Below are 24,820 nucleotides of genomic sequence, written 5' to 3'. Positions count from 1 at the left end.
TTAAACTGATCAGATCCTGATTTTTCTATATTCATGTTTATTTTCACCTGTCAATCTTGGTCTTTTAATCCGCAGGAGTTCGACATTAAAGGATAAAATCTTTCTGATTTCTGGTATTCCATTGACCTTTAAATCGTTCTGTAATTAATGGTTTTATCCTAAATTTAGGCAATTTTCCGGCTAAAACATCAATCCGTAAACCCGAATAGGGGCGACGTTTTTCTCGACCCTGACCTGTGCGACCCACAAATAATAAAGATTCAGCAATAGAGCGAGATTTTACGCCTGTATCCGTCTCAAAAAACTCTATTAATTGATTTCCTTCCGGGCGTTGTCGGCGTAAACTATAGCCACTGCCTCCACAAATTAACCAATGAATATAGGAATCGGCAAACCCTGTATTTCCAGTATATAAGTGTTCTAAACAGTGAGCATGACCATTTAAAACTAAATCCACAACCGGGCGATTTTCTACAAGGTTGCCAATAGTATTATACACTTCATTTAAAACATAACGCAAGTTATTGCGGACAGCAATTGTTTGAGCTTGATCCCATTTTGTGGCTTCGGTGACATAGGGAGGATGGTGAAAATAAAGCACTCGTCCTCTGACTTCTGAAGTATGCCAAGACTCAATTAAACGTTGTTTTAACCAATCTAGTTGTTCAAAATCAATAGTAATATTGGCAGGTGCATTTAGTTGTTTCCGAATATCCATTTGTTGTTCTTCTAATTGTTCTATTTTTTCCCGTTGATCATGAACGATTAAAGAATTTTTGCCTTCTTGCTGCTGAAGGGCATCTAATTCTTGAATCAATTTTTGTTTTTCAGTTTCAATGGCATTTAATTGTTGATTCAATTGCGATCGCAAATCTTCACCTTGGGGATTTTTAGGTAAGGGTTCAGGAGCATTAAAAGTATTAGAATCCAAGGCAAAAAAATCAATTCCTCCATAGCGAAAGGTGTAGTAACGATTGGGGAGACGAGTAAATATTCCGGGTTGATAGCGAAGACAGTTACCTGTATTAGTTTTAGCGGTATAATGTTGTTCTAAATGTTGTTGTAATTGCAGAGGATTAACCGTTTCTAAATAATCTAAGAAAGCTTGAGCATAAGCTTTTCCTTGAAAAGAACCATGCCAGCCAATATCAAAATCTAATTGAGAAAGAACTAAATGACGAGGCAACCAACTTAACTGAGCTAATAAACTATAAAACCAAGGTAAATCATAATAATCGTGATTGCCTAAAACAGGTAAAAAAGGTAAATTAAAGACCATTTGATCATAGCGAATTTGTTTAGGGGTTTCACCACCCACCAAAAATTCTCGATAGGGATGAATAAAATTATCCGGGTAATATTCACTCGAACCCACTAAATAAACGACATCTCCGGTATGAACAATAAAACGGCAGTTGTCCTGATTTTCTAATAATAATTCTGCCACTTTACGTTGAGGACTAGGGCTAGGTTTATAACCTGTGCCACTATCTCCTATGACTAAAAATGAAAATTCAGGATCATTGTTATGTCCATCATCAATCACTAAACAGGTTTGATCAATATTGTGAGCGGTGATTAACGGATCTTGCCAGCGAACCCGTTGCTTCATTTTATTGATTTTTGTAGCAATTGGGGGATCAAATACAAACTGCATATTAAAATTTTTTTCTAAGTTGAATATAGGTTTTAAAATCTCACCTGGTGCGATCGCTATGCTTACGCACCCTACTGTTTATGGTTATTGTAACACCTAAAACCCCTCTTAAATTATTGCGTTAATTTTACCCATTCTACTATCCCATCTGCTAAAGTTATTGCTAATTTTTGTTGCTCTTGGGGATTAACAATCCATTCAAATTCATCGGGATTAATCATAAATCCTAATTCCAATAAAACGGATGGGGCAACAGTAGGACGAGTTAAGGCTAAATTATTCCAAAAAACCCCATAGGAAGGACGGTTTAATTGGTTAACTAAATAGTCCTGTAAAAACACGGCTAAACTATGCGCTTGAGGGTTATACCAAAAGGTACTAACTCCTTTAGTCTTAATGGCATCTCCATTATCAGGTAAAGCATTATAATGAATAGAAATCGATAAATCGGGTTCCTGTTCATTAATCATTTTAACTCGATCTTGAGGATATAAATCTTCATCTCCCTTGCGAGTCATAAATACCGATGCTCCTCGTTTAATGAGTTCGGCTTCTAATAGTTTAGAAACGACTAAATTAACATCTTTTTCAGGATAACCTGTAGGCCCCTTTGCTCCTAAATCATTTTTACTTCCATGACCGGGATCAATTAAAATGTTCAACCCCGATAAGGGTAAATTAGATTGTAATTGAGGAGGAATTTTCAGAGATAAAACTAAGGTTGTGCCATCATAACGGAGTTTGTAACCCCATTGTTGTTTTGTTTTAAAATGAAAGGTATATTGCACTGCATTTTGTGATTCTTCTCCTAGGGGAGATAACACAGGTTGCCAGTCCATACGAGAAATTAAAGCATTATCATTAAAACGAATTGTATCTGTTTGAGCCGTTGTATTATAGAGAGTTAAAATCAAACGTTGATCCTCTTGTTTAACCGTCAGAGGAACTGCAACTTGTAGGGGAAAAGACACTTCTAACCAATCTCCAACTTGACGAGAACTGGCACTTCTAATTAAAGAATTCGGCGGTATTGCATCGGTAGTAATGCGGGTTTCATTGGCTTTAATCCAACCTCCATAATCGAGGCGTAAAAACTCCCCTTGTCGTCCAATAATTCGGGCGCGGGTTCCTTTGGGTAAAGGGGTTAAACGAGAATTATCTGTGCTGGGGCCAGTGCGTGCGTTTCCTTCATCAACTATCACTTCAGCAACTTCAAATTGAGTGGGAGAAAGAATAGAAATTTGTCCGGTTGCAGCTTGGTTAATGGTTTGATTATTGAGAGTTAATTGATATTGAGGTTGACCTAAATCTAAGATTTGTTTTTCTCCAAAAAAGGTTGAATTTGTTGCAATTACCCCACATCCTTGATGTTTTACGATCTCGGACTTTAGAGGTTGATTAAGTCCGGTTAAAACGGCTTTGTTATCGGGTAATTCTAAGCTTTGAGATTGTGGAGATAACGGAATTGTTTGTCCGGCTAATTTAACAGAAACCGTTGCCTTTTGAGGAGCGATCGCACTAAAACAGACTAATTCACCCGGAAGTATAGCCATATTCTCAGAGGGAGTTAATGAATCGTTTAAAAAACTTACACTTTCTACAGGAATGGCTTCGGTCGCAATCCGCATAATATTAAGTTTGATTTTTTGATTTCTGTAGCGTAGAATGAAAGTGTTATCCCCTAGCTGCAATGGTACTGTGGGTGCAAAATGACCAGCGTTGCTGCGGGGAATCACTTGACCATTAATTGAAACATCTCCCTCTTGTGCCGCCGTTCCAATCAAAAAAATCCGGTCAGATGTTGTTTTGTGATCTTGGGGTGGATAAGCAACATATAAACGCTGTTCCGCCGATGTAGGAGAGAACATAGCAAAACTGATCACTGCCGTTAATCCTAGAATTTGTTTCATTAGTGTCATTTTAATTTGTTCTAAACCCATTTTATCGGTTTAGGGAGCATGGTTGTACCCCCATTTTTTCCCGTTTTTATTGAGATCAATTTTTATTGAATTGGACAATAGAGATTGATTTCAACAAAGTGACTAAATTAGGGTACTAGGGTGTAGCCAAGACACATAGCCACAAGGAAACCATATTATGAATCATGAGTTTTTTAGTTTAACAGAAGATGAATATATTGTTAAACTAGGGAAAGATGCCTTCACGATTCCACGATTAAAAGAATTAATTGCGATTCAGTTTGAAGAGCATATCGTTAATTACGGTGATTTTTTTAATCTGACTTTTTCTCTCGCTAAACATGATGCTTTTTGCTTTGATATGCGGAGTGTTCAGTTAATGTTTCCGTTTGAAGGAATGAGGGGCTATTTATTGCCACTGGGTTCTAAAGATTGGATTTCTGGTCAGGTCAGAATTCAATCTAATTTAACCCTAGATCCTGAAACTTTGAATCAAAGTTTTTCAGTTGATATTCAGTTTGCTCCCGATGAACCTCGATTGATGGATATTTTCCATTATTCTAGTGATTTCGCTGAAAATTCAAATTCTAATCACACACTTCCCTGTCATTTGGTGCATAAATCCTAGGTTTTAATCCCCCTTAGTTCTCGAATTTCCCCAAATTTCATCTCACTGTTTTAGTCAAATTAAATCCTAGACCACCATCAGGTTCTTCAACACAATACCACAACTTTAATCCATTCTATGATTAATTCTTTGTGGTACTCAAAAGCGTAACTATTAATGAATTAAAGTTCTAAATAAAATCTATTATTTTAAATAATAATATTAATTTAATTTGGGTTAAATTATTATATTTGATGGATTTATGAGATAATTTAGTTAGAGTTGGTGCGTGCGCGTTGCTTACGCACCCTACTGAATTGAGGAGTTAAACCGATGAGTGAATCGTTTGTTAAGTTGGAACAGGATGACGATATTGTGATGTTGGGGAAGGATACGTTTACTGTATCCCGGTTGAAAGAGTTAATGGCTGAGAATATGAAGGTTAGACTTTTTCATCGCCAAAAACTCTACAGTAGCTCTGATGTGACTGCGAGTGTGTCCCAAATCTTATGCCAACAATTAAAAATAACAGATAAATCTATAGAACTGAACTTAAATGAAATTAGATTAGTATTTCCGCCTAAAGGGATAGACTGTCAGTTACTCAAGCTACAGTCTGGTAAGTGGATTTCAGGTAAAATCAGATTTCAAGTTGATGCAAATCGTGATCAACAAACAGTAATTACAGAGTTAGAATTTGCTCCTGATGAAATAATATCTAACGAAGCAGAAGAACAGCAAAACTCTAATTCTGATGAAAATTTAGATGAAATCAGAGCCAAATTAAACCAAATTAACGCTCTCTAATTGTAGGGTGCGTAAGCGCAGCGCACGCACCAATATTTTATTAAAATCAATCAAAATCATTAACCGAGACAATTCCCCAGTTATCCGTAATTATACGGTTGTTCTTCGTCTTCAACAAGCTGATAACCTATTCTGCATTTATAGCGCTACACATTATAGTTAGGATGATCTGCGACTCTATTTTGAAAAAGGCGATAAAATCGGAAGAGTCAGTAAAATTAGCAAATTGTTTTGATCAGTCGGGTAAAAGTTAGAAGTGATCGAAATCGGGTTTGGATTGTGATTTCTATCACATTAGACAAAAACAATCAATCAGGTCAGCAAAAGTGGAAACTATTAAAAAAAAATTCAGTCAGGGACAGACAAATAATGCTCAGATCCCTTAGAATTAAATACAATTCATTTAGTGTGAATGCTGAGTTGCTAGAGAACCAGATTGCCATCAAAAATCAATAGTAACTTTTGGGTAAAGAGTTTTAGGGTTGGGGGGAAACCTGATAGAAGGGGGGAAGCAATATTCAGTCAAGATCAATCAGCTTAAGCGGGAATGGGACGAGATGATGAATATTCAATATGACGATGAACCGCAAAAAAATGTTTTTCGGTCGATGAAACATAATTTAATGTTTGATAAATTGCCCTTAGAAGTGCAAAATTGGGCTGAAAGTTTGCCTTGGAATCAAAGGCGTTATGTTCTTTCTTTATGTTATATATTATGTGCATCTTCTCCCGAAAAACAAGCAGAATTTTTAGATGAATATACCGCCGATGGCTTAATGGCGAAAATGCTGGAAGATATTGATACACTGCAACGAGTCAAACAATATCTGAGTTGTTTTCGGATTAAAACCGCCTTAAATGAAGAAGTTTTGCGAGGTTATATTCGCCAGTTTTATATTCATTCTGCCCAGGATGCTCGATGTCAACCCAGTCAATATTTAGAGTCGGCTTTAAAGTTGGCTTTAAGTCCTAAAGATAAGGATAATGTGTTTAATTATATTCTTGGATTTGAATTAATTAAACTCATGTTTCAAATGAGTTGGCTCCAACATGAACGACTGTCTCGCTTACAAACGAATCAGGACTATTTTATCAAAAATTACCTCAAGCCGATTCAACACGCCCATCGGGTAAATGGAATTATTGTTCCTAAAGATGAACGGGTGTTTTTTGCCAAACGAGATTTCTATGTACAGAAACCCGAAATTAAACCCCGAACATTAATTGAATTAGTGATGGCGACCTTTACAACGGGCCAAGTCATCGCCTGTGGATTTTCTTTGACTCGTCATAGTCGCTCCTTTGAGTTTGATTATGATTACATTTTTAATTCAACCGAACCCGACGGCATTTTTCCTTGGAGTTCAGAATCCGTGCTAGGATAGATAATGGCAATATTAGTAATCAGTTACCAGTAATCATTTATCAGTAAAAGATTAAACAGTCGATTAACTTTTAACTCGTACAGACACGACATGGCACGTCTAATTACTGATTAATAATTACTGATTAATAATTACTAATTACTAATTACTGATTACTGATTACTGATTACTGTAATATGCTGTTATCCAAAGGTTTTGAAGTTGAAATGTATACCGGAACTCCCCAGGGAGATATTGTGGGACTTTCCGATAAAATTGTGGCGAATTTAGAAGGGTTTGTGCGAGAACCCGATAGCCGAAATGTTGAGTACACAACAGCCCCCCTGTGTAATTATGATCGGTTGTTGTGCGCGTTAGTTCGACCTCGGCGGTTACTGAGAAACTATTTACGCCAGTTGGGGGAGTATACCCTGATACCGGGAAGTACCTTATCCCTCGGAGATACGGAGAATTTTTATCGGTCTGATCCGCAAAATCCCTATCATACTTATATTGAACAAACCTACGGTACGGATGTTGTTACCGCCAGTATTCATATTAATATCGGGATTGCTGACCCGGAAAAGTTAATGCAGGCGATTCGTTTAGTCCGGGTGGAAGCACCCCTCTATTTAGCGATGAGTGCCTCGTCTCCCTTCTTAGGAGGGGAAGTTACAGGGTATGATTCCACCCGTTGGTATCTGTTCCCCAAAACGCCTACTTTTGTACCCTTGTTTGAAAGCCATCGCCACTATATTGACTGGACAGAAGACCAACTGCAAAAAGGAACTATGCAAAATGTTCGTCACCTGTGGTCATCGGTACGGCCGAATGGCGATCGCCGTCCCTATAATTTAAACCGTTTGGAATTGAGAATTTGTGATTTGATGGTTAACCCCATTGCCTTGTTAGCGGTAACAGCTTTATTAGAAGCTCGCCTGTGGCAAATGTTAGAAAATCCTGACCTTGATCCATTACAACTAAGTGAACTGCCTGAAAGCCATCGTGCGGAGGAGTTAGTGGCAATTAGTGATCAAAATGAAATCCAAGCGGCTCACCACAGTTTAGACGCTCAACTGCGACATTGGAAAGACGGCAGTTTAATTTCAGCTAGAGATTGGATTGAACAACTTTATCAAGAAGTTTGGCCCACGGCCAAAAAACACGGTTTTAGCTGTTTTCTGTCTCCGGTTAAAAGACTACTGCGAGAAGGTTGTACCGCCCAACAATGGGTACATCTGTCCCAACAAGGTTGGGAGACGCGCTCAATTATTCAGCAGGCTATTCAGGAAATGGAACAGCAAGAGCAAGAGTTTGAAGATCAGATTTGTCAACCCCTAGTGGCTTGAAAATTTGGCCACTTATCTAATCAGAATATCTTATCGATAAATTTCTTTACAAAGCATAAAGAAAAACTATAGATTTGTTCCTCGTGTCTAGGGGTTGATCCGACCCTAAAACCCTTGTTTGTTTGTGTGATTACCTCATGCCTCACGTCGTCTTAGTTCAGCCTCAAATTCCACCCAATACAGGGAATATCGCCCGTACCTGTGCAGCCACCTGTACCCAATTGCATTTGGTGGGGCCATTGGGATTTGAAATTAGCGATCGCTACCTCAAGCGAGCGGGTTTAGATTACTGGCTCTATGTTTCCTTAACCTATCATCCCGATTTCTTCACCTTTGGAGCCTATCATGAACAACAAGGCGGACGGTTGCTAGGGTTTAGTACCAAAGGTGGCTCCAACTATGCCCAGTTTCAGTTCCAAGATTCGGACTGGTTACTATTTGGAAGTGAAACCACAGGACTTCCCCCCGATGCGTTGGATGCTTGTACCGCAACCGTTTATATTCCAATGGCCCAGCCCGGTGTTCGCAGCTTGAATCTCTCCGTGAGTGTTGCTATTGGTTTATTTGAAGCCCGCCGACAACTTGGCTATTTAGCGTGAAACTGGCTGATTAAACTTTGGTATTATGTCAATCGACAAATACGGCCTAATCTGATAACTTTTTTTTATAAATACCCGGATTAAACTGACCCCCAACAGTGATAGATTTTATTCATCTAAACGGGTGTTTTTTTCCCGTTGCAAAAAAAGCTAAAACCCTGACTTAGCTTAGGTTTGAGTTTATTAGGCATTGATTTTAATTGGGATTGCAACCTGATCCCTAGAAACTCATCAGCTTTTATCCGGTGTTGTGTTTCAGGTAGGAACTGGTGTAGATTCTCATCTGGACTCTTCTAACCGAGTTCAGTCTATTTTTAAAGCTCCTCGACCCTCAAGGGTTATTGTTGTTCTATCGTTAGTTTTCAGGGTTTGCCTTTCTATGAAACTTTCGCTTTTCTTGTCGAAATTGAAAAAGCAAGGTAATCTGACGTAATCAAGATTATTGTCAGTGATTCTAATCAATGATGAATGTGATTACCTTCACTGATATTAAAATCTTGAGCGGTTCGAGGACAGTAAGCACGCTTCTCCATAGGAGGTCGTTCTTTGAAAGGAACAATTCCAAATCATGATCAACCTGTTGCCATGCCTAATTTAGATTTAGATTTAGATCAGACTGCAACAGGGCAGACCCAACCACAGGTCGTACACTCTGGCAGTCATAAGGTTCGTACCTCTGTCGTATTTCTCGGTTTAGCAATTGCTTCCGGCATTCTCAGCAATCAAGCCAATGATTGCGTGATGGCGGCAGAGTTACCTAATCTTGATCCGAATCCAACAATCCAGTCACCTTCCCCAATGGCCGACTCTTCTCCGACCGGAGAAAATTCAGCATCGGCGGGACAAACATCTAACTCAGACTGGCAGCCGTCTCTGTTGCGAACTGTTTCTAGTCTCAACGCAAGCGAGAACGTCGTTAACACCCGCAGTCACTCCAATGACTTAGGGCAAGGAAAATCGGATCAGACTAGGGTAGAAGCCCCTTCTACATCAGAGTCTCAGCCTCTGGTTTCTTCGGAATCCATGCCTCCATCGGCTACGGTGACAGAATCTCACAGCCAATCCCCTGTGCAGATTTCTCCTTCTTCTGAAGCTGAAACCTCAGCTAATCAACAGACTTTAGATGCTTCAGTGGAGACTTCAGAATCTCCCACTTCCCCAACTCATCAATTAGATCAAACCGATAGAGCCTCTGGTTCGACACAGGTTAACTCTTTAGATACAATCTCTCAAGAGATGTCTGGAGCGTTTGTGATTCCGAGCGATACCAGGGATGAGTTGCTGGCGGAAGTTTATGCGGTGGGTTCCGGTGATACGTTAGATCGAATTGCCAAACTGCATAATGTTTCCGTAGATGCCATCATCAAGGCGAATCATCTGAGTGATCCTAATGTTCTGAATGTTCATCAAAATCTAAAAATCCCTAAGCAACTGGCGAGTAGTTTTTCAAACAATTCATCCTCTTTACCCACGAATCAATGGCAAGACATTCAGATTCGTCCAGATGCTTCCCCCTCTTCACAACTTTCTACAACAACTGACTTTAGTGCTTTAGGTGGGAGATTACCTCAATCTGTACTTCCGGCGGTAATTCCCTCAGAACGCAGAAGTAATAATTCTTCAGTCGCCGACCTTCCCGGAGAAGATGTGGCTGATCTGAGTTCAATTCCCACAAATAGCACCTTAAATCAACTGTCACTGAATCAACTGGCTTCCCGTACAATCAATGCGGTTGAGTCTCCTACTCCCGTCGCAGCCAAAGCCGTTTCGATTCCGGTTGAATCAGAATTCCCCTCCCTGTCTGAACAGGTCGCGGTTCAAGCTGTTTCTGTCCGCAAGTCAGAAGCCGTCAGCAAATTGTATACTGATCGCCTGAAATCTGAAGTAGAACGCCTGCGCGAGGAATATCAAGTCCAGAGTGGCTATCAGGTGATGAATGTCTCCCTAGAGCAGGATGAACAGCCAAAGGTTCAAGCCTTGACCTCTGCGGGAACGACTTCCTTACGGCAAAAACGGATTAATCCTGAGTTTAATCCACAAGCTGATTCTGGCCAAAAGACAACTCAAATGGCACAGAATCTATCTTCAGAACAGTTGGCTCAACGGTCTCCGAATGGAGTTCCGTCTCCAGCAACTCCCCTCCCACCTCAATCCAGACGTTCTGTGGTGGCCACGGCTCCCATCGGATCTAAAACCTACGATCCCTTAAATAACCCCGCTTTGGGTCAGATGGTATCCCCGCAGTTACCTGCTCTCCCAGGGCCAGATGCTTACTTACCCAGTGGTTCCCAGCGCTTCAATGGCTATATTTGGCCAGCAGAAGGCATTCTTACCTCCGGTTATGGCTGGCGTTGGGGACGGATGCACCGAGGAATTGATATTGCTGGGCCAATCGGAACCCCCATTGTGGCCGCTGCTCCTGGGGTTGTAACCTACGCGGGCTGGAATGATGGTGGCTATGGCAACTTAGTCGAAATTGAACATCCTGACGGCAGTTTAACGGTTTACGCCCACAATGACCGGGTTCTGGTTAATGAGGGTCATAAAGTAGCCCAAGGAGAACAAATCGCTGAAATGGGTACCACCGGACGCAGTACAGGGCCACACCTGCACTTTGAAATCCATCCCAAGAGCGAAGGCCCTGTTAACCCGATGGCCTTACTGCCAGAAAATAGTTCAATGGTATCCCAAAATTATTAGGGTGTCTGTTGACTATGTATAGACGTGTCCTGGCGCGTCTCGACTGACTGTTGACTGTTGACGAGCGAGGACGCTCCCCCCCCTGCCTTTCTGAAAAAACTTGAAACAGGGGGTTGATTTTTGGAAATAAGTTGTGCTATATTAATAAATCGTGAATCAATCAAGGCTCAGTAGCTCAGTGGTTAGAGCAGGGGACTCATAAGCCCAAGGTCGCAGGTTCAAATCCCGCCTGAGCCATTTAAACCCCATTTGATCAGCCTCTCTTGTTGGGCATTTAGTCAGTCCATTGATGGCTGGCTTTGTTGTTCGGACGGGTTCTGTTTTAACAAATCTGATGTAACTGTAGTCATTTCGACTATGATATAGTTGTAATAAATCGTAAAACAATCAGACGATCAGGATCATGTTGATCTTGATTCTCTTGAACAAAACTTTACCATCGTCAGTTTAAGGAGTATTATTCATGGCTGAGTGCCTGCGTGTTGGCCAAGTCGCCCCCGATTTTACAGCGACGGCTGTTGTTGACCAAGAATTTAAAACGATCAAACTCTCTGACTATCGGGGTAAGTATGTGGTTCTGTTCTTCTACCCCTTAGACTTTACCTTTGTTTGCCCGACTGAAATTACCGCCTTTAGCGATCGCGCCGAAGAGTTTACAAAACTCAACACTCAAATTCTCGGCGTTTCCGTCGATAGCGAATTCTCTCACCTGGCTTGGATTCAAAGCGATCGCAAATCTGGTGGTGTGGGCGACCTGAACTATCCTCTGGTAGCCGACCTGAAAAAAGAAATCAGTGCTGCTTACAACGTCCTTGATCCCGAAGCCGGAATTGCCCTACGCGGTCTGTTCATCATTGACAAAGAAGGGGTAATTCAACACGCCACGATCAATAACCTCGCCTTTGGTCGGAACGTCGATGAAACCCTGCGGACATTGCAAGCGATTCAATATGTGCAAGCTCATCCCGATGAAGTTTGCCCTGCGGGTTGGCAACCGGGTGACAAAACCATGATCCCCGATCCCGTTAAGTCCAAAGAATTCTTTGCTGCGATCTAAGATCGGTTATAGATAAAGTTGAGGAACCCGTCTTAACAATTGTGTGAAGGCGGGTTTACATTTTATAGCAGTCGCGCCTGGGGTATTAGGACATGGACTGATGCTAAAACCGTGCGCCGTACACTCCTCGTTTCCTGCGGTGTTCCCTGTTCCCTGCTATAGCAATCCGTGTAGGATTTGTGAAAAAGTTTTGTAGGGGTTGGGTCTCCCAACCCAGGCGCAAGGAGGGTTGGGAGACCCAACCCCTACGATAAAATATTACAACCTATTTAGGACTGCTATATATAAGATTGTCTTAAACTAGGAAGAGTAATAAACAACAAACTATTATGCTGACTTCTAACGATTTTAGTGGTTTAATTAATCGCCGATTTTGGAATAACTTTTTTCCGATCCCTGCCACCAGTGATGTACAGTTGGGGTTCAAAACCCCAGATTTTCAATTACCCGATATTACCAATGGTCAATTAGTGCGGTTGTCTCAATTTCGAGGCGATCGCCCGGTGATTTTAGCCTTTACCCGAATTTTTACAGAAAAACAATATTGTCCCTTTTGTTATCCCCATATTAAAGCCCTGAACGAAAACTATGAAGCGTTCGTTCAACGGGGAGTTGAAGTCTTGATGATTACCAGTACCGATGAACGTCAAAGCAAAATTGTGGTCAAAGATCTAGGGTTAAAAATGCCCTTGCTAAGTGATCCAAGCTGCGGTATTTTTCGATTGTATCAACTCGGACAAGCCCTAGGTGCACCCTTACCTGCTCAATTTGTTTTAGATCAAAAAGGCATTCTGAAATATAAACATTTGTTTTCTTTTCTTGATCACAATGCCAGCATTAAAACCTTACTAGAAGTTATTGCTCCGATCACGACTGAAGTAGTCTAAAATCGGTCACTAAACAGACCAGATTACCCTGTTGATCATAACCCCAATAGGCGGGATAACAACCCTCTCCCCAACCGGAATGAAAGGCAATAATATTCAATCCGGTTGATTCATCTAAACAAAAATTTGCCCAATCCCAAGTATCAATATAGGTTTGATCTAAAGCTTGATCCAAACGATCATAATAATCTTCAAACTCTTGTTCTGAGAGGTCAGATAACCGTTGTGCGACTTCTCCATCCATAAAACATCCTGTTCCTGAATTCATCGGATAAGCCCATTCTTGATCCCCTGGGAAAGATGCCGCTAATTCCCATTTGACCGCAGGTTGATCTCGAATTACTAACATCGCACAGGCCACTCTTTGCTCTTTTTGGTCATGGAATGTGGCGATACTCAGTTGAACCTGATAACGACCCGCAGCCAGGGGTTGAGTCAAACACAGATGAGGATTAATCGCAACCAAAGGATCACAAACGACAATTTTTCCAGAGGTTAAGACTAATTCACCGATGGTCTGGACGGAATAGGTGACTCGCTCAGGATCGTGATCAAGGGGGGTTTGAAACCAATAACCCGGTTGAAATGCTTGGGTCAAGTTCATGGGGTTCATCCTTTCTACCTGCCTTCTAAGAGAAAATTTGATGATTTATCCTTTTAAAGGAAACCGTTTTTAGAGGTAAAGTTCGGTTGTCATTGTAACGAATTCTGGATAAATTTTAGAGATTGACAGAAGAATTTAAGAGTTCTATCATGGTTTGTTTTCCCGAATTCAGACTCAGAAGTTGTAAAGGCGACGCATTCAGGCAAAAAAACGGGTGAAATATCAGACATTTCTCGATAGAATGCTATGCTGAACAGCAAACTATCATCAACACCAAAACCTAAAAATTACGGTATGATTAACTTTTGATTCTCTCCGGCTTTTGAGAACGATTGACCCCGTTAAATAGGCTTTAATACTGATTAAATTTACTGAACCCTAATTTATGTTTAATCCAATTACAAATATACAACCCACGCTAGATTTTCTCCCTCCTAATTTTAATCCTTTGGTACTCAAGGTCTGCCAATGGGGGATTCCGTTTTGGATTCAATGGAAAACGCCTTTAGTAGATATCAAAGGGGAAAAAGTAGAACGATTAGTTAATATTTATCAACAATTTCAAGAGGGAAAAATTCGATTTTTATTAGCGTTTCGTCATCCCAATACGGATGATCCCTATTGTATGAGTCAATTGTTATGGCGATTTGTTCCTGAAACTGCAAAACAACAGGGAATTGTCTTATCTGATCCGATTCATGCTCATTTTATGTATGATCGGGGAATTCCCTTATGGGCGGGAAAATCGGTTTCTTGGTTATTTCCAAAAATAGGAGGAACGCCGATATTTAGGGGGAAAGTTGATCGCTTAGGATTACGATCAGCGAGGGATTTATTTATGAATGGTCAATTTCCCTTAGCCGCCGCACCAGAAGGGGCAACTAATGGACATAATCAAAGTATTAGCCCTTTAGAACCGGGAATTGCTCAATTAGGATTTTGGTGTGTTGAAGATTTAAAAAAAGCCGAACGCACAGAAGAAGTTTATTTAGTTCCCATTGGAATTCAATATTTTTATATTCAAGATAATTGGATAGATGTAGAAAAAGTAATTTCTCAATTAGAAAAAGATTGTAACTTACCTCAAGGAAATGAAGATTTAACCGTTTCTTCTCTATATAGCCGTTTAATGCAGTTAGGAAATTATCTATTAGATACAATGGAAAATTTTTATCGCCAATTTTATCATCGCACTATTCCCCAAGATGAAAGTCTCGATTTTTCAGAACGTCTAAAACGATTATTAGAAATGGCGTTAACGGTTGCTGAAGAATATTTTAATCTGAAACCAACTGGAGATTTAAGTAGTCGTTGTCGTCGGTTAGAACAAGCGGGATGGGATTGTATTTATCGATATGATCTCAAAGGAAATGATAACTGGTCTGCGGTAGAATTAGGATTAGCAGATCGGGTAGCAATAGAAGCCAGTTTGCGAATGTGGCACATGAGATTAGTAGAAAGCTTTGTAGCAGTAACGGGTCGTTATATTCGAGAAAATCCAACATTTGATCGCTTTGCAGAAACAACATTAATTGTATGGACAATGGTAAATCGGTTAAAGGGAGGAAACCCGATTAAACGCCCCTATTTAGGTAAAAAACGAGCTAAATTAACTGTTGGGGAACCCCTTTCTGTGACTCAAAAATGGTCAGATTATCAAACAAACCGTCGTCAAGCCGTTGCTAATTTAACCCAGGATTTACAGAACGCTTTAGAACAGATAATTGAGCATTAAATTTCAAGTCATCGTAGGGGCGAGGCGCGCCTCGCCCCTACTACACACCTGCTTTTATACAATTCCTTTATACTTGCGATATAATAAATTAACCTAACCTCAAATGAGAAGGATTAAAAATGTCAATTACCGCCGAACAATTAGAGGCATTAATGCCCGATGGGAGTCAGGTTGAAAGTGAGTATACTGAAATGGAAAGTACGTTACATTATCTCCAATTAGCGTTATTAGTGTCTTGTTTAGATTGGTTATGGAGAGACAGAACAGACTATTTTATTGGCGCAAATTTAACGATTTATTTTAGTCGTCAACAACTGAGAAATCGAGACTTTCGCGGGCCGGATTTTTTCTTAGTGAGAAATACTTCTAAACTTCCGAGAAAATCTTGGGTGGTTTGGGAAGAAGAAGGGAAATATCCCGATTTAATTATTGAACTTCTCTCCAACTCAACGGCGGAAACCGATAAAACCACTAAAAAGAGTTTATATCAAAATCAATTCAGAACTCAGGAATATTTCTGGTTTTCTCCCGATGATTTAGAACTAACAGGTTTTAAATTAGTCGGAAATGAATATGAAGGAATTATTCCTAATCAACAAGGATTATTAGCAAGTGAAGTCTTAGGATTATTCCTGGGAATTTATCAGGAAAAACTGCGATATTTTACCCAAGAAGGTAATATTGTTTCGACTCCTGAAGAAGCTGCATTAGAAGCTGAAAATCGTGCTGAAGAAGCGCAAAATCGTGCTGAAGAAGCTGAAAATCGTGCTGAAGAAGCGCAAAATCGTGCTGAAGGTTTAGCCGAACAATTACGATCTTTAGGCATTGAACCTATGGCATAAAGACATTTCTAAAAATCTTGTAGAGACGCGCTAGGACAGGTCTTTACTCTACGGTTTAAGAACATAGCTGAATTAACCCGGTTTGCAATTTGTATTAATCGGCTAACGTTAAAATTAAACGAGGAAAAAAATGTCAATAACCGCAGAACAATTAGAGGCATTAATGCCCGATGGGAGTCAGGTTGAAAGTGAGTATACTGAAATGGAAAGTACGTTACATTATCTCCAATTAGCGTTATTAGTGTCTTGTTTAGATTGGTTATGGAGAGACAGAACAGACTATTTTATTGGCGCAAATTTAACGATTTATTTTAGTCGTCAACAACTGAGAAATCGAGACTTTCGCGGGCCGGATTTTTTCTTGGTGAAAAATACTTCTAAAAGTCCGAGAAAATCTTGGGTAGTTTGGGAAGAAGAAGGGAAATATCCCGATTTAATTATTGAATTGCTTTCCAACTCGACGGCGGAAACCGATAAAACGACTAAAAAGAATTTATATCAAGATCACTTTAGAACCCAGGAATATTTTTGGTTTTCTCCCGATGATTTAGAATTAGTGGGTTTTAAATTAGTGGGACAGGAATATGAAGAAATTATTCCGAATGATGCCGGATTATTAGAAAGTGAAGTGTTAGGATTATTCCTAGGAATTTATCAAGAAAAACTACGGTATTTTACCCCAGAAGGTGATATTGTTCCGACACCAGAAGAAGCAGCATTACAAGCGCAAAATCGGGCTAATGAAGCGCAAAATCGGGCTGAACGTTTGGCTGAACAATTAAGGTCTTTGGGAATAGAACCTATGGAATAAAGATATTTCCAAAAATCTTGTAGAGACGTTTCATGAAACGTCTCTACAAGTCTATCGGTTTCTGCATTAGTTCTCAAACCCTTGAGAAATGACCCCCTAACCTGCTATGGTGATTATTTGTCACCTTAACTTTCTTAGCAACATCCCTTATAAAATTTCCTATGGTTAGTTTTTTACTCGAAGTAGGTACAGAAGAATTACCAGCAACCTTTGTAGAAACCGCTATTCAACAGTGGAAACAGAAAATTCCTGCGAGTCTCAAAGAACAGTTTTTAAGCTTTGAGTCCGTTCAAGTATTGGGAACACCGCGACGGTTAGCCGTATTAATTGAGGGACTTCCTAGCCAACAACCTGACCGCGAAGAAGAAATTAAAGGCCCCCCAGCGTCTACCGCTTTTAAAGATGGAAAACCCACTCCGGCGGCGGAAGGATTTATTAAAAAACAGGGAGTCACATTAGAAAATTTAGAAATTCGTCCGACTTCTAAAGGCGATTTTGTCTTTGTTTTAAAGAAAATTCCCGGTCGATTAACCGCAGAAATTTTAGCCGAATTAACATCAGAATGGATTACTAAATTAGAAGGAAAACGATTTATGCGTTGGGGGGATGGAGATTTAAAATTTCCCCGTCCGATTCGTTGGTTAATTACCTTATTAGATGATCAAATTTTACCTGTTACATTAGTTAGTGGTTCCGAAATAGTTAAAAGCGATCGCATTTCCCAAGGACATCGAGTATTACATCCTGAAAAAATCTCAATTTCCCATGCTAAAACCTACGCAGAATCTCTGAAACAAGGCTTTATTGAAGTTGACCCCCAAGACCGGATTCAGACGATTCAAAAAGAAGTTGAAATTGCTGCTAATAGTGTTGGGGGAAAAGCAGAAATTCCCGAAGATTTATTAGCAGAAGTTGTTAATTTAGTGGAATGGCCGACGGCCGTTGTCGGAACTTTTGATCAAGAATTTTTGAATTTACCTGCTGAAGTGATTAAAACCGTCATGGTAACGCATCAACGGTATTTTCCAGTATTAACAACAGAAACTCAAAATTCATCGCCCTTAAAACCCTATTTTATCACGATTTCTAATGGAGATCCTGCCAAATCCGATCTGATTGCAGCCGGAAATGAACGGGTTATCCGGGCAAGGTTAGCTGATGGGCAATTTTTCTATAAATCCGATTTAAAAACGCCTTTAGAAAGCTATTTACCTGCGTTAGAAGCGGTAACATTTCAAGAGGATTTAGGTTCAGTTCGAGATAAAGTTAATCGCATTGGTAAAATTGCTAATTGGATTGCCGATCAACTAAATGTTAGTGAATCAGATCGTAATTTAATACAACGGGCTGCTTTATTATGTAAGGCGGATTTAGTCACCCAAATGGTGTATGAATTCCCTGAATTGCAAGGAGTTATGGGGGAAAAATATGCCCGTGAAGGAGGAGAACCGGAAGCGGTAGCAACGGCGATTTTTGAACATTATTTACCCCGAAATGCTACGGATAATTTACCCCAAACCTTAGTCGGTCAAGTCGTCGGTTTAGCGGATAAACTCGATACTTTAGTTAGTATTTTTGGCTTGGGAATGTTACCCACAGGTTCCTCTGATCCCTTTGCCTTACGTCGGGCTGCGAATGCGGTGATTAATATTATTTGGTCGGCGGATTTACCTTTGAATCTCTATCAACTTCTCAAACAAATTTCGGCGGATTTTGTCAATACATTTCCCAATGCAATGTTAGGGTTAACCCATCAATTAGATGACTTTTTCCTGCAACGCATTCGGACGTTATTACAGGATGAAAAAGCCATTGATTATGACTTAGTTAATGCTATTTTAGGAGAAAATGATCTCGAATATAAAGAACGGGCGTTACAGGACTTATTAGATGTCCGAGATCGAGCGTTATTCCTACAAACTATCCGTAAAGATGGTACCTTAGACCAAATTTATGAAACAGTAAATCGTTCCACTCGGTTAGCCAAACAAGGGGATTTAGACACCCTAGAATTGCAACCTGAAACGAAGGTTAAACCCGATCTCTTTCAAAAATCTTCTGAACAGGAATTTTATCAAGCTTTAGTACAGTTAGTTCCTAAAACACAAGCCTCTCAAGCCACAAGAAATTATCGTCAATTAGTGGAAGCTTTGAGCGAAATTACTCCAACCGTTAGCAGCTTTTTTGACGGCCCAGAAAGTGTTTTAGTGATGGATGATGATCCAAATATTCAACGTAATCGTTTGAATTTATTAGGATTATTAAGAAATCATGCTCGTGTTTTAGCGGATTTTGGGGCAATTGTTAAAAGTTAAAAAAAGATCACACTCCCCCTTTTTAAGGGGGATTTAGGGGGATCAAATCGAAGATCTCATCGAATACAATCAAAAAAAATTCTGGTGCAATAACATTATTTATGCTCAAAGCTCATATCATCGGTTTAGGAAAATCTGGAAATGCCGCAGCACGGTTATTAAAATTGCAAGGATGGGATGTTATTTTAAGCGATCGCAATAATTCCCCACATTTAGAACCGCAAAAACAACAATTAGAAAGTGAAGGAATAGAAGTTCATTTAGGACACAATTTTCAACCGGATGATTCCTTAGATTTAATCGTTGTTAGTCCTGGGGTTCCTTGGGATATTCCAGGGTTAAAAACAGCCCGAAATTTAGGCATAGAAACCATTGGAGAAATGGAATTAGCTTGGCGAAATCTGCGAGATTTGCCTTGGGTTTGTATTACGGGAACGAATGGTAAAACCACAACAACAGCCCTAACTGCTGCGATATTTCAAGCCGCAGGTTTAAACGCTCCAGCTTGTGGAAATATTGGTCATGCTGCTTGTGAATTAGCCTTACAAGAATATCAAGGAATTGAAAAACCCTTAGATTGGATTATTGCAGAAGTGAGTAGTTATCAAATTGAATCCTCCTCAACTTTAACCCCTAGAATTGCTGTTTGGACAACTTTTACACCGGATCATTTGAATCGTCATTACACATTAGAAAGGTATTATGATATTAAAGCTAAATTATTATATCAATCGCAACAACAAGTGATTAATGGCGATGATCTTTATTTAAAAGAAACTGCTCATCAACGCTGGCTTTCTGCCTGTTGGACAAGTGTTTTAGGACAAGAAAAATTAGTAGCAAATCCTGAACTAGGGTTTTATATTGAGAACAATTGGGTGATGCAAAATGGAGAGAAAATTGTTCAAGCAGATGCCTTAAAAATGGTCGGAAGTCATAACAAACAAAACCTATTAATGGCTGTAGCTACTGCTAAATTAGCTGGAATAGAATCGGAAGCAATTTGTAATGCAATTTCTACATTTCCAGGGGTTGCCCATCGTTTAGAACAGATTATGAATTGGCAAGGAATTGACTGGATTAATGATAGTAAAGCCACAAATTATGACGCAGCAGAAGTGGGATTAGCGGCAGTTGATTCTCCTGTAATTTTAATTGCAGGGGGAGAAGCAAAAAAAGGAGATGATACCACTTGGATTCATCGAATTAAAGAAAAAGCAGTCTCGGTTTTATTGATTGGAGATGCAGCCGAGGCATTTTCTCAACGGTTAAAAGCAGAGAATTACTCTAATTTTGAAATTGTTGAAACAATGGAAAAAGCCATTAAAAGGTCAGCAGAAATTGCTCCCAAATTAGGTGCAAAAGTTGTGTTATTATCTCCGGCTTGTGCTAGTTTTGATCAATATCAAAGTTTTGAACATCGGGGAGAAGATTTCCGCCAATTGTGTTTAGAATTGAAGGGTTGAAATAAACTTTAATTAAAAATTTCGGACTGATGCAGAAATCAGATTTTTTGGTCATCTGCATAAGTCCTAAGATAGATAACTTCACCCTTCATTCAGAATAAAATACAAAAAATGCCTCAAATATCAGCTTGATATAAGCAAAAAGCTTTTATATGCCTAATTTTCCAATCAATGATGCTGTAAAAAACGCGATTAACTCCTTAATTCAAGATTGGATTAATGCTCATCCTTTTATCTCTTGGTTAATTAGCCATCCAGGGATGAGTTTAATTCTATTTGTATTTTTGATTAGCTTATTTCTCGGCTTTTTACAAGCAATTAGTAGTTTATTGAAACAGGGATGGCTATTAATTTTAACCAGTCCTTTTCACCTTTTTAAATATAGCTTAGTTTGGATTTCTCAGTTAATTTTAAACCCTGGGAGACCCTTACATTCTGAACCCCCTAGAAGTCGCTTGTCGCAGTTTTTATCAACTCACCCTCAACAGATAGAATCACTCACCTTAGAACAGCAAGAACGGCTTATTATTCTATTACAATACTTAGAGAATATTCATCAACAACAAAATCAACTTCTGCAAGAAGTGAGAACGATTTTAAGCTTAAATCAAGAGGAAAATTAGTAATATTATGGAAATATCGGATAAAAAATTAGATCAAAATCTGCTATAGTCCTACTAAATTTTTAAAAAATATTTATGACTTCATTTAACAATCCCCCCCCTCCTAATTCTACCTCGGATTTCCCTAAAAAATCCTCTGCATCCCAGGGTCAAATCACATTATTAACAGCAATTTGTCTTGTCGTTGCTAATATGATTGGGACGGGTGTATTTACCAGTTTAGGGTTTCAAGTCATCGATATTCAATCGGGTTTTGCGATTTTATTTTTGTGGTTAATTGGCGGTATTTTTGCCCTTTCTGGTGCTCTTTGTTATGGGGAATTAGGGGCTGCTATGCCCCGTTCTGGCGGTGAATATCATTATCTTTCTAAAATTTATCATCCTCTGATTGGTTTTCTCTCAGGATGGGTTTCTGTCACCGTAGGTTTTGCCGCTCCCATTGCCGCCGCAGCGATGGCATTTGGCAAATATATATCGAGTGTATTTCCTAGTTTAAATTATCCCACAGCGATCGCCTTAATAGCCGTAATCTTAGTCTCTCTAATTCACATCCAAACCCTCAAATTTGGGAGCTTATTTCAGCAAGGATTTACCATTTTAAAAGTTGTCCTCATTATTGTGTTTATTCTCTTTGGTTTAGGCTTGGCTACTCCTCAACCAATTCAATTTTTACCTAATATTAATGATATTTCGGTTATTTTTAGTTCCTCCTTTGCTATTTCTTTAGTCTATGTGACCTATTCCTATTCCGGTTGGAATGCAGCCGTTTATTTAGCTAGTGAACTAAAAGAACCAGAGAAAAATTTACCGCGATCGCTCTTAATTGGAACCTTAATTGTCACCCTTTTATATCTCCTCCTCAATTTTGTTTTTCTCTATACAACACCCATCAATCAATTAGCCGGACAATTAGAAATTGGTTATATTGCAGCCCAGCAAATTTTCGGTAACTTCGGGGCAAAATTAATGGGATTATTAATCGGATTTGGTTTAATTTCTTCGATCAGTTCAATGGTATTAGCAGGGCCAAGAGTCACCCAAGTCATCGGCGAAGATATTCCTTTGTTTCAAATTTTATCTCGAAAAAATAAACATGGAATTCCTGCTTATGCCCTATATTTACAATTGGCTATTGTGATTATTTTAATCATCACAGCCAGCTTTGAAGCCGTAATTACCTATTTAGGATTTACCTTAACCCTCTGTTCCTTTATCACAGTTTTGGGCGTTTTTATCTATCGTTTTCGCAGTCCTGATGCTCCTCGTCCCTACAAAACTTGGGGATATCCAATCACCCCAATAATTTTTTTAGGAATCAGCCTTTGGATGCTAATATTTGTTTTTCAGGATAAACCCTTAGAATCCTTAGCTGGCTTAGGAACAATTGCCTTGGGTTTACCCTTCTATTTTATCGGTGTTCACAAGAAATTGGTGTGATCTATGAAAATTAAAGTCTTATTAGCCCTAATTTTAAGTGTAGTTGGGTTACAATCTTGTTCTAAAACAGAACCGCAACAAAAGATCGAACAACCTCAAACTGAAGTTACTCAAACTACAACAATAACATCACAAACGCCTCCCCAACCCGTTGATCCTTTAGCTAAATATGATCAAAAACAAGCGGATCATTTAACCGATACAGCTAAATTGATTGCCGGAATTAAAGTTGATTCAAAAAGTCCATTTTATTCTTTAGAACAATCTAATGTTTGGAGAAATTACCACAGCTTTATTAACCCGGCTTGGTCAAAACTAGAAAAACAACAACTGGCGAAAGTCAGCCAATGGTCAAAGGAAGAATTAGCTACAATTAATCAATCTAACCCTGAGATTTTTTATCCCTTTAGCGGCCCAGATTTCTTGTATGCTGCTTTATTTTTCCCAACAGCAAAAGAATATGTTCTCACAGCTTTAGAACCCGTTGGAACAATGCCTGATTTTAATCAATTATCAGAAAGTCAACGCAATCAAAAATTAGCTAATGTTAAAAACTCTCTTTATTCTTTACTTCAATTCAGTTTCTTTCAAACCAAAGAAATGAAATCCGATTTATCTAATCAAGGGGTTTTACCGTTGATTTTATTATTTATGGTGAGGACAAACAATAGAATTTTAGATCTGCAATATATTGGCTTAGATCCAGATGCTAAAATTCAAAAGTTTGAAAAAGGCATGATTCCAGGGGTAAAAATTGATTTTGTTCCTGAAGGGGAAAAACAACCGCGAACGTTTTATTATTTTTCCGCAGATATTTCCGATGACGGGTTGAAAAAAACGCCCCAATACAGCCAATTTATCAAGCAAATGAATCAACCTGTGACCTATCTTAAAGCTGCATCCTATTTAATGCACAGACCTAGCTTTTCAGCAATTCGAGGGTTAATTCTTGATCAAAGTCAAGCCATTTTACAAGATGATTCTGGGATTCCCCTTCAATATTTTGCCGAAAAACAATGGAATTTAAACTTTTTTGGAACCTATACCGCCCCTATTTCCTTATTTAGTGTCCGTTATCAACCGGATTTAAGGAAAGTTTATCAAAGTAATTCCTCTGTAAAACCGTTTAATTTTGGAGTCGGTTATAAGTTTGGGGTGAATCAATCGAATATGATGTTAGCCACGAAAAAGGAAAAACCTTAAGGCTAGTTTTAGGAGAAGTTTGAATCCCTGCAATTGGATATAATCATAAGATATCGTATAAACCGCAAAATTATGACTTTCTCAAAAAAGCTGTTTATCGTTTTGGAGTTTGCGGGTTTAGTGGGGGTATTGTCTCTATTAGCCACACCTCCACTCTTAATCGCAGGTGCAGAACTTCCCCTTCCGGTAGAAACACTGCAATTCCTCAGTCTGATTCAACCCTTTATTCTATTATCAATTGCGGTATTTATAGGAGTAAAACTTGCTCATAAAGTTAATTTATTTGCACCCGGATTTGAAGCGATCGCCTCTGGAAACTCTCCCTTCTTAGCCTTAAAACCCCAAGTTATTCCCGGTTTAATTGGGGGGATAATTACCGGGTTAATATTACCTTTAATGTTTTACTTAGGAAAACCCTTTTTTCCAGAGGATTTTATCAAAAATGCCACACAATTTAGTCCTAATCTTTCTATTCTAACTCGTCTATTTTATGGAGGAATTACAGAAGAAATATTATTGAGATGGGGACTGATGACGCTTTTGGTTTGGATAACTTGGCGGTTCTTTCAAAATAGACAGGGAACACCTAAGAATTGGGGGGTAGGATTAGCAATTTTTCTGTCTTCTATCCTATTTGCTTTAGGTCATATCCCCATCGCTCTTTACTTAACACAACAGCCAAATTTAGCCCTTCTGATTTATATTATCGGTGCTAACTCTTTCTTTGGCTTAATTGCAGGTTATCTTTATTGGAAAAAAGGTTTAGAATCGGCCATGATTGCTCATGTTTTTTCCCATGTCATCATGATCATTCTGAGCTCGTTCGATTATCCTTAAA

General features: G+C 39.2%; 20 protein-coding genes and 1 tRNA gene. 18 read left to right on the top strand and 3 right to left on the bottom strand.

All coding sequences use genetic code 11. The features are described from left to right. Positions 1-85 precede the first annotated feature (85 nt). Both PL8927_RS07545 and PL8927_RS07540 read right to left on the bottom strand, forming a co-directional pair. Positions 86-1,657 (bottom strand): metallophosphoesterase family protein, encoded by a 1,572-nt coding sequence (locus PL8927_RS07545; RefSeq protein WP_083619221.1) that lies wholly within the window; start codon positions 1,655-1,657, stop codon positions 86-88. Between the two features lie 113 nt (positions 1,658-1,770). After that, a complete protein-coding gene (locus PL8927_RS07540) occupies positions 1,771-3,567 on the bottom strand; it encodes an N-acetylmuramoyl-L-alanine amidase (protein WP_083619522.1) in 1,797 nt (598 codons plus the stop codon). A 187-nt stretch (positions 3,568-3,754) separates the two neighbouring features. Between PL8927_RS07540 and PL8927_RS07535 the strand changes: the two genes are divergently transcribed. From PL8927_RS07535 to PL8927_RS07495, 9 genes are all read left to right on the top strand, one after another. Beyond that, positions 3,755-4,204 (top strand): KGK domain-containing protein, encoded by a 450-nt coding sequence (locus PL8927_RS07535; protein WP_083619218.1) that lies wholly within the window; start codon positions 3,755-3,757, stop codon positions 4,202-4,204. 312 nt (positions 4,205-4,516) lie between these two features. Further along, the gene (locus PL8927_RS07530; RefSeq protein WP_083619215.1) at positions 4,517-4,990 is read left to right on the top strand and encodes a KGK domain-containing protein; all 474 of its coding nucleotides are present in this window, start codon (positions 4,517-4,519) and stop codon (positions 4,988-4,990) included. Between the two features lie 557 nt (positions 4,991-5,547). Then, positions 5,548-6,375: a cobyrinic acid a,c-diamide synthase gene (locus PL8927_RS07525; protein ID WP_197047349.1), complete on the top strand. Its 828-nt coding sequence runs from the start codon at positions 5,548-5,550 to the stop codon at positions 6,373-6,375. A gap of 176 nt (positions 6,376-6,551) precedes the next feature. Further along, entirely contained in the window at positions 6,552-7,703 is a 1,152-nt protein-coding gene (gene gshA, locus PL8927_RS07520; protein WP_083619212.1) for a glutamate--cysteine ligase, read from the top strand. A 137-nt stretch (positions 7,704-7,840) separates the two neighbouring features. Continuing rightward, complete coding sequence (locus PL8927_RS07515; protein ID WP_083619211.1) at positions 7,841-8,302, top strand: tRNA (cytidine(34)-2'-O)-methyltransferase; 462 nt, start codon at positions 7,841-7,843, stop codon at positions 8,300-8,302. 546 nt (positions 8,303-8,848) lie between these two features. Beyond that, the gene (locus PL8927_RS07510) at positions 8,849-11,002 is read left to right on the top strand and encodes a LysM peptidoglycan-binding domain-containing M23 family metallopeptidase (protein ID WP_083619208.1); all 2,154 of its coding nucleotides are present in this window, start codon (positions 8,849-8,851) and stop codon (positions 11,000-11,002) included. A gap of 164 nt (positions 11,003-11,166) precedes the next feature. After that, positions 11,167-11,239, top strand: a tRNA-Met gene (locus tag PL8927_RS07505). Positions 11,240-11,465: 226 nt separating this feature from the next. Then, positions 11,466-12,059 (top strand): peroxiredoxin, encoded by a 594-nt coding sequence (locus tag PL8927_RS07500; protein ID WP_083619205.1) that lies wholly within the window; start codon positions 11,466-11,468, stop codon positions 12,057-12,059. Between the two features lie 329 nt (positions 12,060-12,388). Beyond that, complete coding sequence (locus PL8927_RS07495) at positions 12,389-12,946, top strand: peroxiredoxin family protein (RefSeq protein ID WP_083619202.1); 558 nt, start codon at positions 12,389-12,391, stop codon at positions 12,944-12,946. On the opposite strand, the gene PL8927_RS07490 is transcribed toward PL8927_RS07495, so the two are convergent. Beyond that, a complete protein-coding gene (locus PL8927_RS07490; protein ID WP_197047348.1) occupies positions 12,927-13,550 on the bottom strand; it encodes a DUF4241 domain-containing protein in 624 nt (207 codons plus the stop codon). The two genes, PL8927_RS07495 and PL8927_RS07490, sit on opposite strands and share 20 nt — an antisense overlap. 385 nt (positions 13,551-13,935) lie before the next feature. Between PL8927_RS07490 and PL8927_RS07485 the strand changes: the two genes are divergently transcribed. From PL8927_RS07485 to PL8927_RS07445, 9 genes are all read left to right on the top strand, one after another. Further along, positions 13,936-15,285, top strand: a complete 1,350-nt coding sequence (locus PL8927_RS07485) for a glycerol acyltransferase (protein WP_083619197.1) — start codon at positions 13,936-13,938, stop codon at positions 15,283-15,285. Positions 15,286-15,404: 119 nt separating this feature from the next. Next, entirely contained in the window at positions 15,405-16,127 is a 723-nt protein-coding gene (locus PL8927_RS07480) for a Uma2 family endonuclease (protein ID WP_083619194.1), read from the top strand. A 130-nt stretch (positions 16,128-16,257) separates the two neighbouring features. Further along, positions 16,258-16,938 (top strand): Uma2 family endonuclease, encoded by a 681-nt coding sequence (locus tag PL8927_RS07475; RefSeq protein WP_083619193.1) that lies wholly within the window; start codon positions 16,258-16,260, stop codon positions 16,936-16,938. Between the two features lie 161 nt (positions 16,939-17,099). Further along, positions 17,100-19,253 carry a glycine--tRNA ligase subunit beta gene (gene glyS, locus PL8927_RS07470; protein ID WP_083619190.1) on the top strand — a complete coding sequence of 718 codons (2,154 nt, stop codon included), beginning with the start codon at positions 17,100-17,102 and terminating at the stop codon, positions 19,251-19,253. A 101-nt stretch (positions 19,254-19,354) separates the two neighbouring features. After that, positions 19,355-20,719 carry a UDP-N-acetylmuramoyl-L-alanine--D-glutamate ligase gene (gene murD / locus PL8927_RS07465; protein WP_083619187.1) on the top strand — a complete coding sequence of 455 codons (1,365 nt, stop codon included), beginning with the start codon at positions 19,355-19,357 and terminating at the stop codon, positions 20,717-20,719. 152 nt (positions 20,720-20,871) lie between these two features. Further along, a complete protein-coding gene (locus PL8927_RS07460; protein ID WP_083619184.1) occupies positions 20,872-21,342 on the top strand; it encodes a hypothetical protein in 471 nt (156 codons plus the stop codon). Between the two features lie 75 nt (positions 21,343-21,417). Further along, entirely contained in the window at positions 21,418-22,779 is a 1,362-nt protein-coding gene (locus tag PL8927_RS07455; RefSeq protein WP_083619182.1) for an APC family permease, read from the top strand. A gap of 3 nt (positions 22,780-22,782) precedes the next feature. Next, entirely contained in the window at positions 22,783-23,982 is a 1,200-nt protein-coding gene (locus PL8927_RS07450; protein WP_083619179.1) for a hypothetical protein, read from the top strand. Positions 23,983-24,054: 72 nt separating this feature from the next. Further along, entirely contained in the window at positions 24,055-24,819 is a 765-nt protein-coding gene (locus PL8927_RS07445) for a CPBP family intramembrane glutamic endopeptidase (RefSeq protein WP_083619176.1), read from the top strand. The last annotated feature ends 1 nt before the right edge of the window (position 24,820 follow it).

It is taken from the genome of Planktothrix serta PCC 8927 (assembly GCF_900010725.2).
GTDB classification, from domain to species: Bacteria; Cyanobacteriota; Cyanobacteriia; order Cyanobacteriales; family Microcoleaceae; genus Planktothrix; species Planktothrix serta.
This window is presented reverse-complemented; position numbering and strand designations above follow the sequence as displayed.

Excerpts from the sequence above, each read along its gene's own strand:
- PL8927_RS07450 (WP_083619179.1), top strand. The coding sequence starts at position 22,783 with ATGAAAATTAAAGTCTTATTAGCCCTAATTTTAAGTGTAGTTGGGTTA.
- glyS (WP_083619190.1), top strand. The coding sequence starts at position 17,100 with ATGGTTAGTTTTTTACTCGAAGTAGGTACAGAAGAATTACCAGCAACC.
- PL8927_RS07475 (WP_083619193.1), top strand. The coding sequence starts at position 16,258 with ATGTCAATAACCGCAGAACAATTAGAGGCATTAATGCCCGATGGGAGT.
- PL8927_RS07530 (WP_083619215.1), top strand. The coding sequence starts at position 4,517 with ATGAGTGAATCGTTTGTTAAGTTGGAACAGGATGACGATATTGTGATG.
- PL8927_RS07545 (WP_083619221.1), bottom strand. The coding sequence starts at position 1,657 with ATGCAGTTTGTATTTGATCCCCCAATTGCTACAAAAATCAATAAAATG.
- PL8927_RS07495 (WP_083619202.1), top strand. The coding sequence starts at position 12,389 with ATGCTGACTTCTAACGATTTTAGTGGTTTAATTAATCGCCGATTTTGG.
- murD (WP_083619187.1), top strand. The coding sequence starts at position 19,355 with ATGCTCAAAGCTCATATCATCGGTTTAGGAAAATCTGGAAATGCCGCA.
- PL8927_RS07455 (WP_083619182.1), top strand. The coding sequence starts at position 21,418 with ATGACTTCATTTAACAATCCCCCCCCTCCTAATTCTACCTCGGATTTC.
- PL8927_RS07490 (WP_197047348.1), bottom strand. The coding sequence starts at position 13,550 with ATGAACTTGACCCAAGCATTTCAACCGGGTTATTGGTTTCAAACCCCC.
- PL8927_RS07540 (WP_083619522.1), bottom strand. The coding sequence starts at position 3,567 with ATGAAACAAATTCTAGGATTAACGGCAGTGATCAGTTTTGCTATGTTC.
- PL8927_RS07535 (WP_083619218.1), top strand. The coding sequence starts at position 3,755 with ATGAATCATGAGTTTTTTAGTTTAACAGAAGATGAATATATTGTTAAA.
- gshA (WP_083619212.1), top strand. The coding sequence starts at position 6,552 with ATGCTGTTATCCAAAGGTTTTGAAGTTGAAATGTATACCGGAACTCCC.
- PL8927_RS07460 (WP_083619184.1), top strand. The coding sequence starts at position 20,872 with ATGCCTAATTTTCCAATCAATGATGCTGTAAAAAACGCGATTAACTCC.
- PL8927_RS07445 (WP_083619176.1), top strand. The coding sequence starts at position 24,055 with ATGACTTTCTCAAAAAAGCTGTTTATCGTTTTGGAGTTTGCGGGTTTA.
- PL8927_RS07500 (WP_083619205.1), top strand. The coding sequence starts at position 11,466 with ATGGCTGAGTGCCTGCGTGTTGGCCAAGTCGCCCCCGATTTTACAGCG.
- PL8927_RS07480 (WP_083619194.1), top strand. The coding sequence starts at position 15,405 with ATGTCAATTACCGCCGAACAATTAGAGGCATTAATGCCCGATGGGAGT.
- PL8927_RS07515 (WP_083619211.1), top strand. The coding sequence starts at position 7,841 with ATGCCTCACGTCGTCTTAGTTCAGCCTCAAATTCCACCCAATACAGGG.
- PL8927_RS07525 (WP_197047349.1), top strand. The coding sequence starts at position 5,548 with ATGATGAATATTCAATATGACGATGAACCGCAAAAAAATGTTTTTCGG.
- PL8927_RS07485 (WP_083619197.1), top strand. The coding sequence starts at position 13,936 with ATGTTTAATCCAATTACAAATATACAACCCACGCTAGATTTTCTCCCT.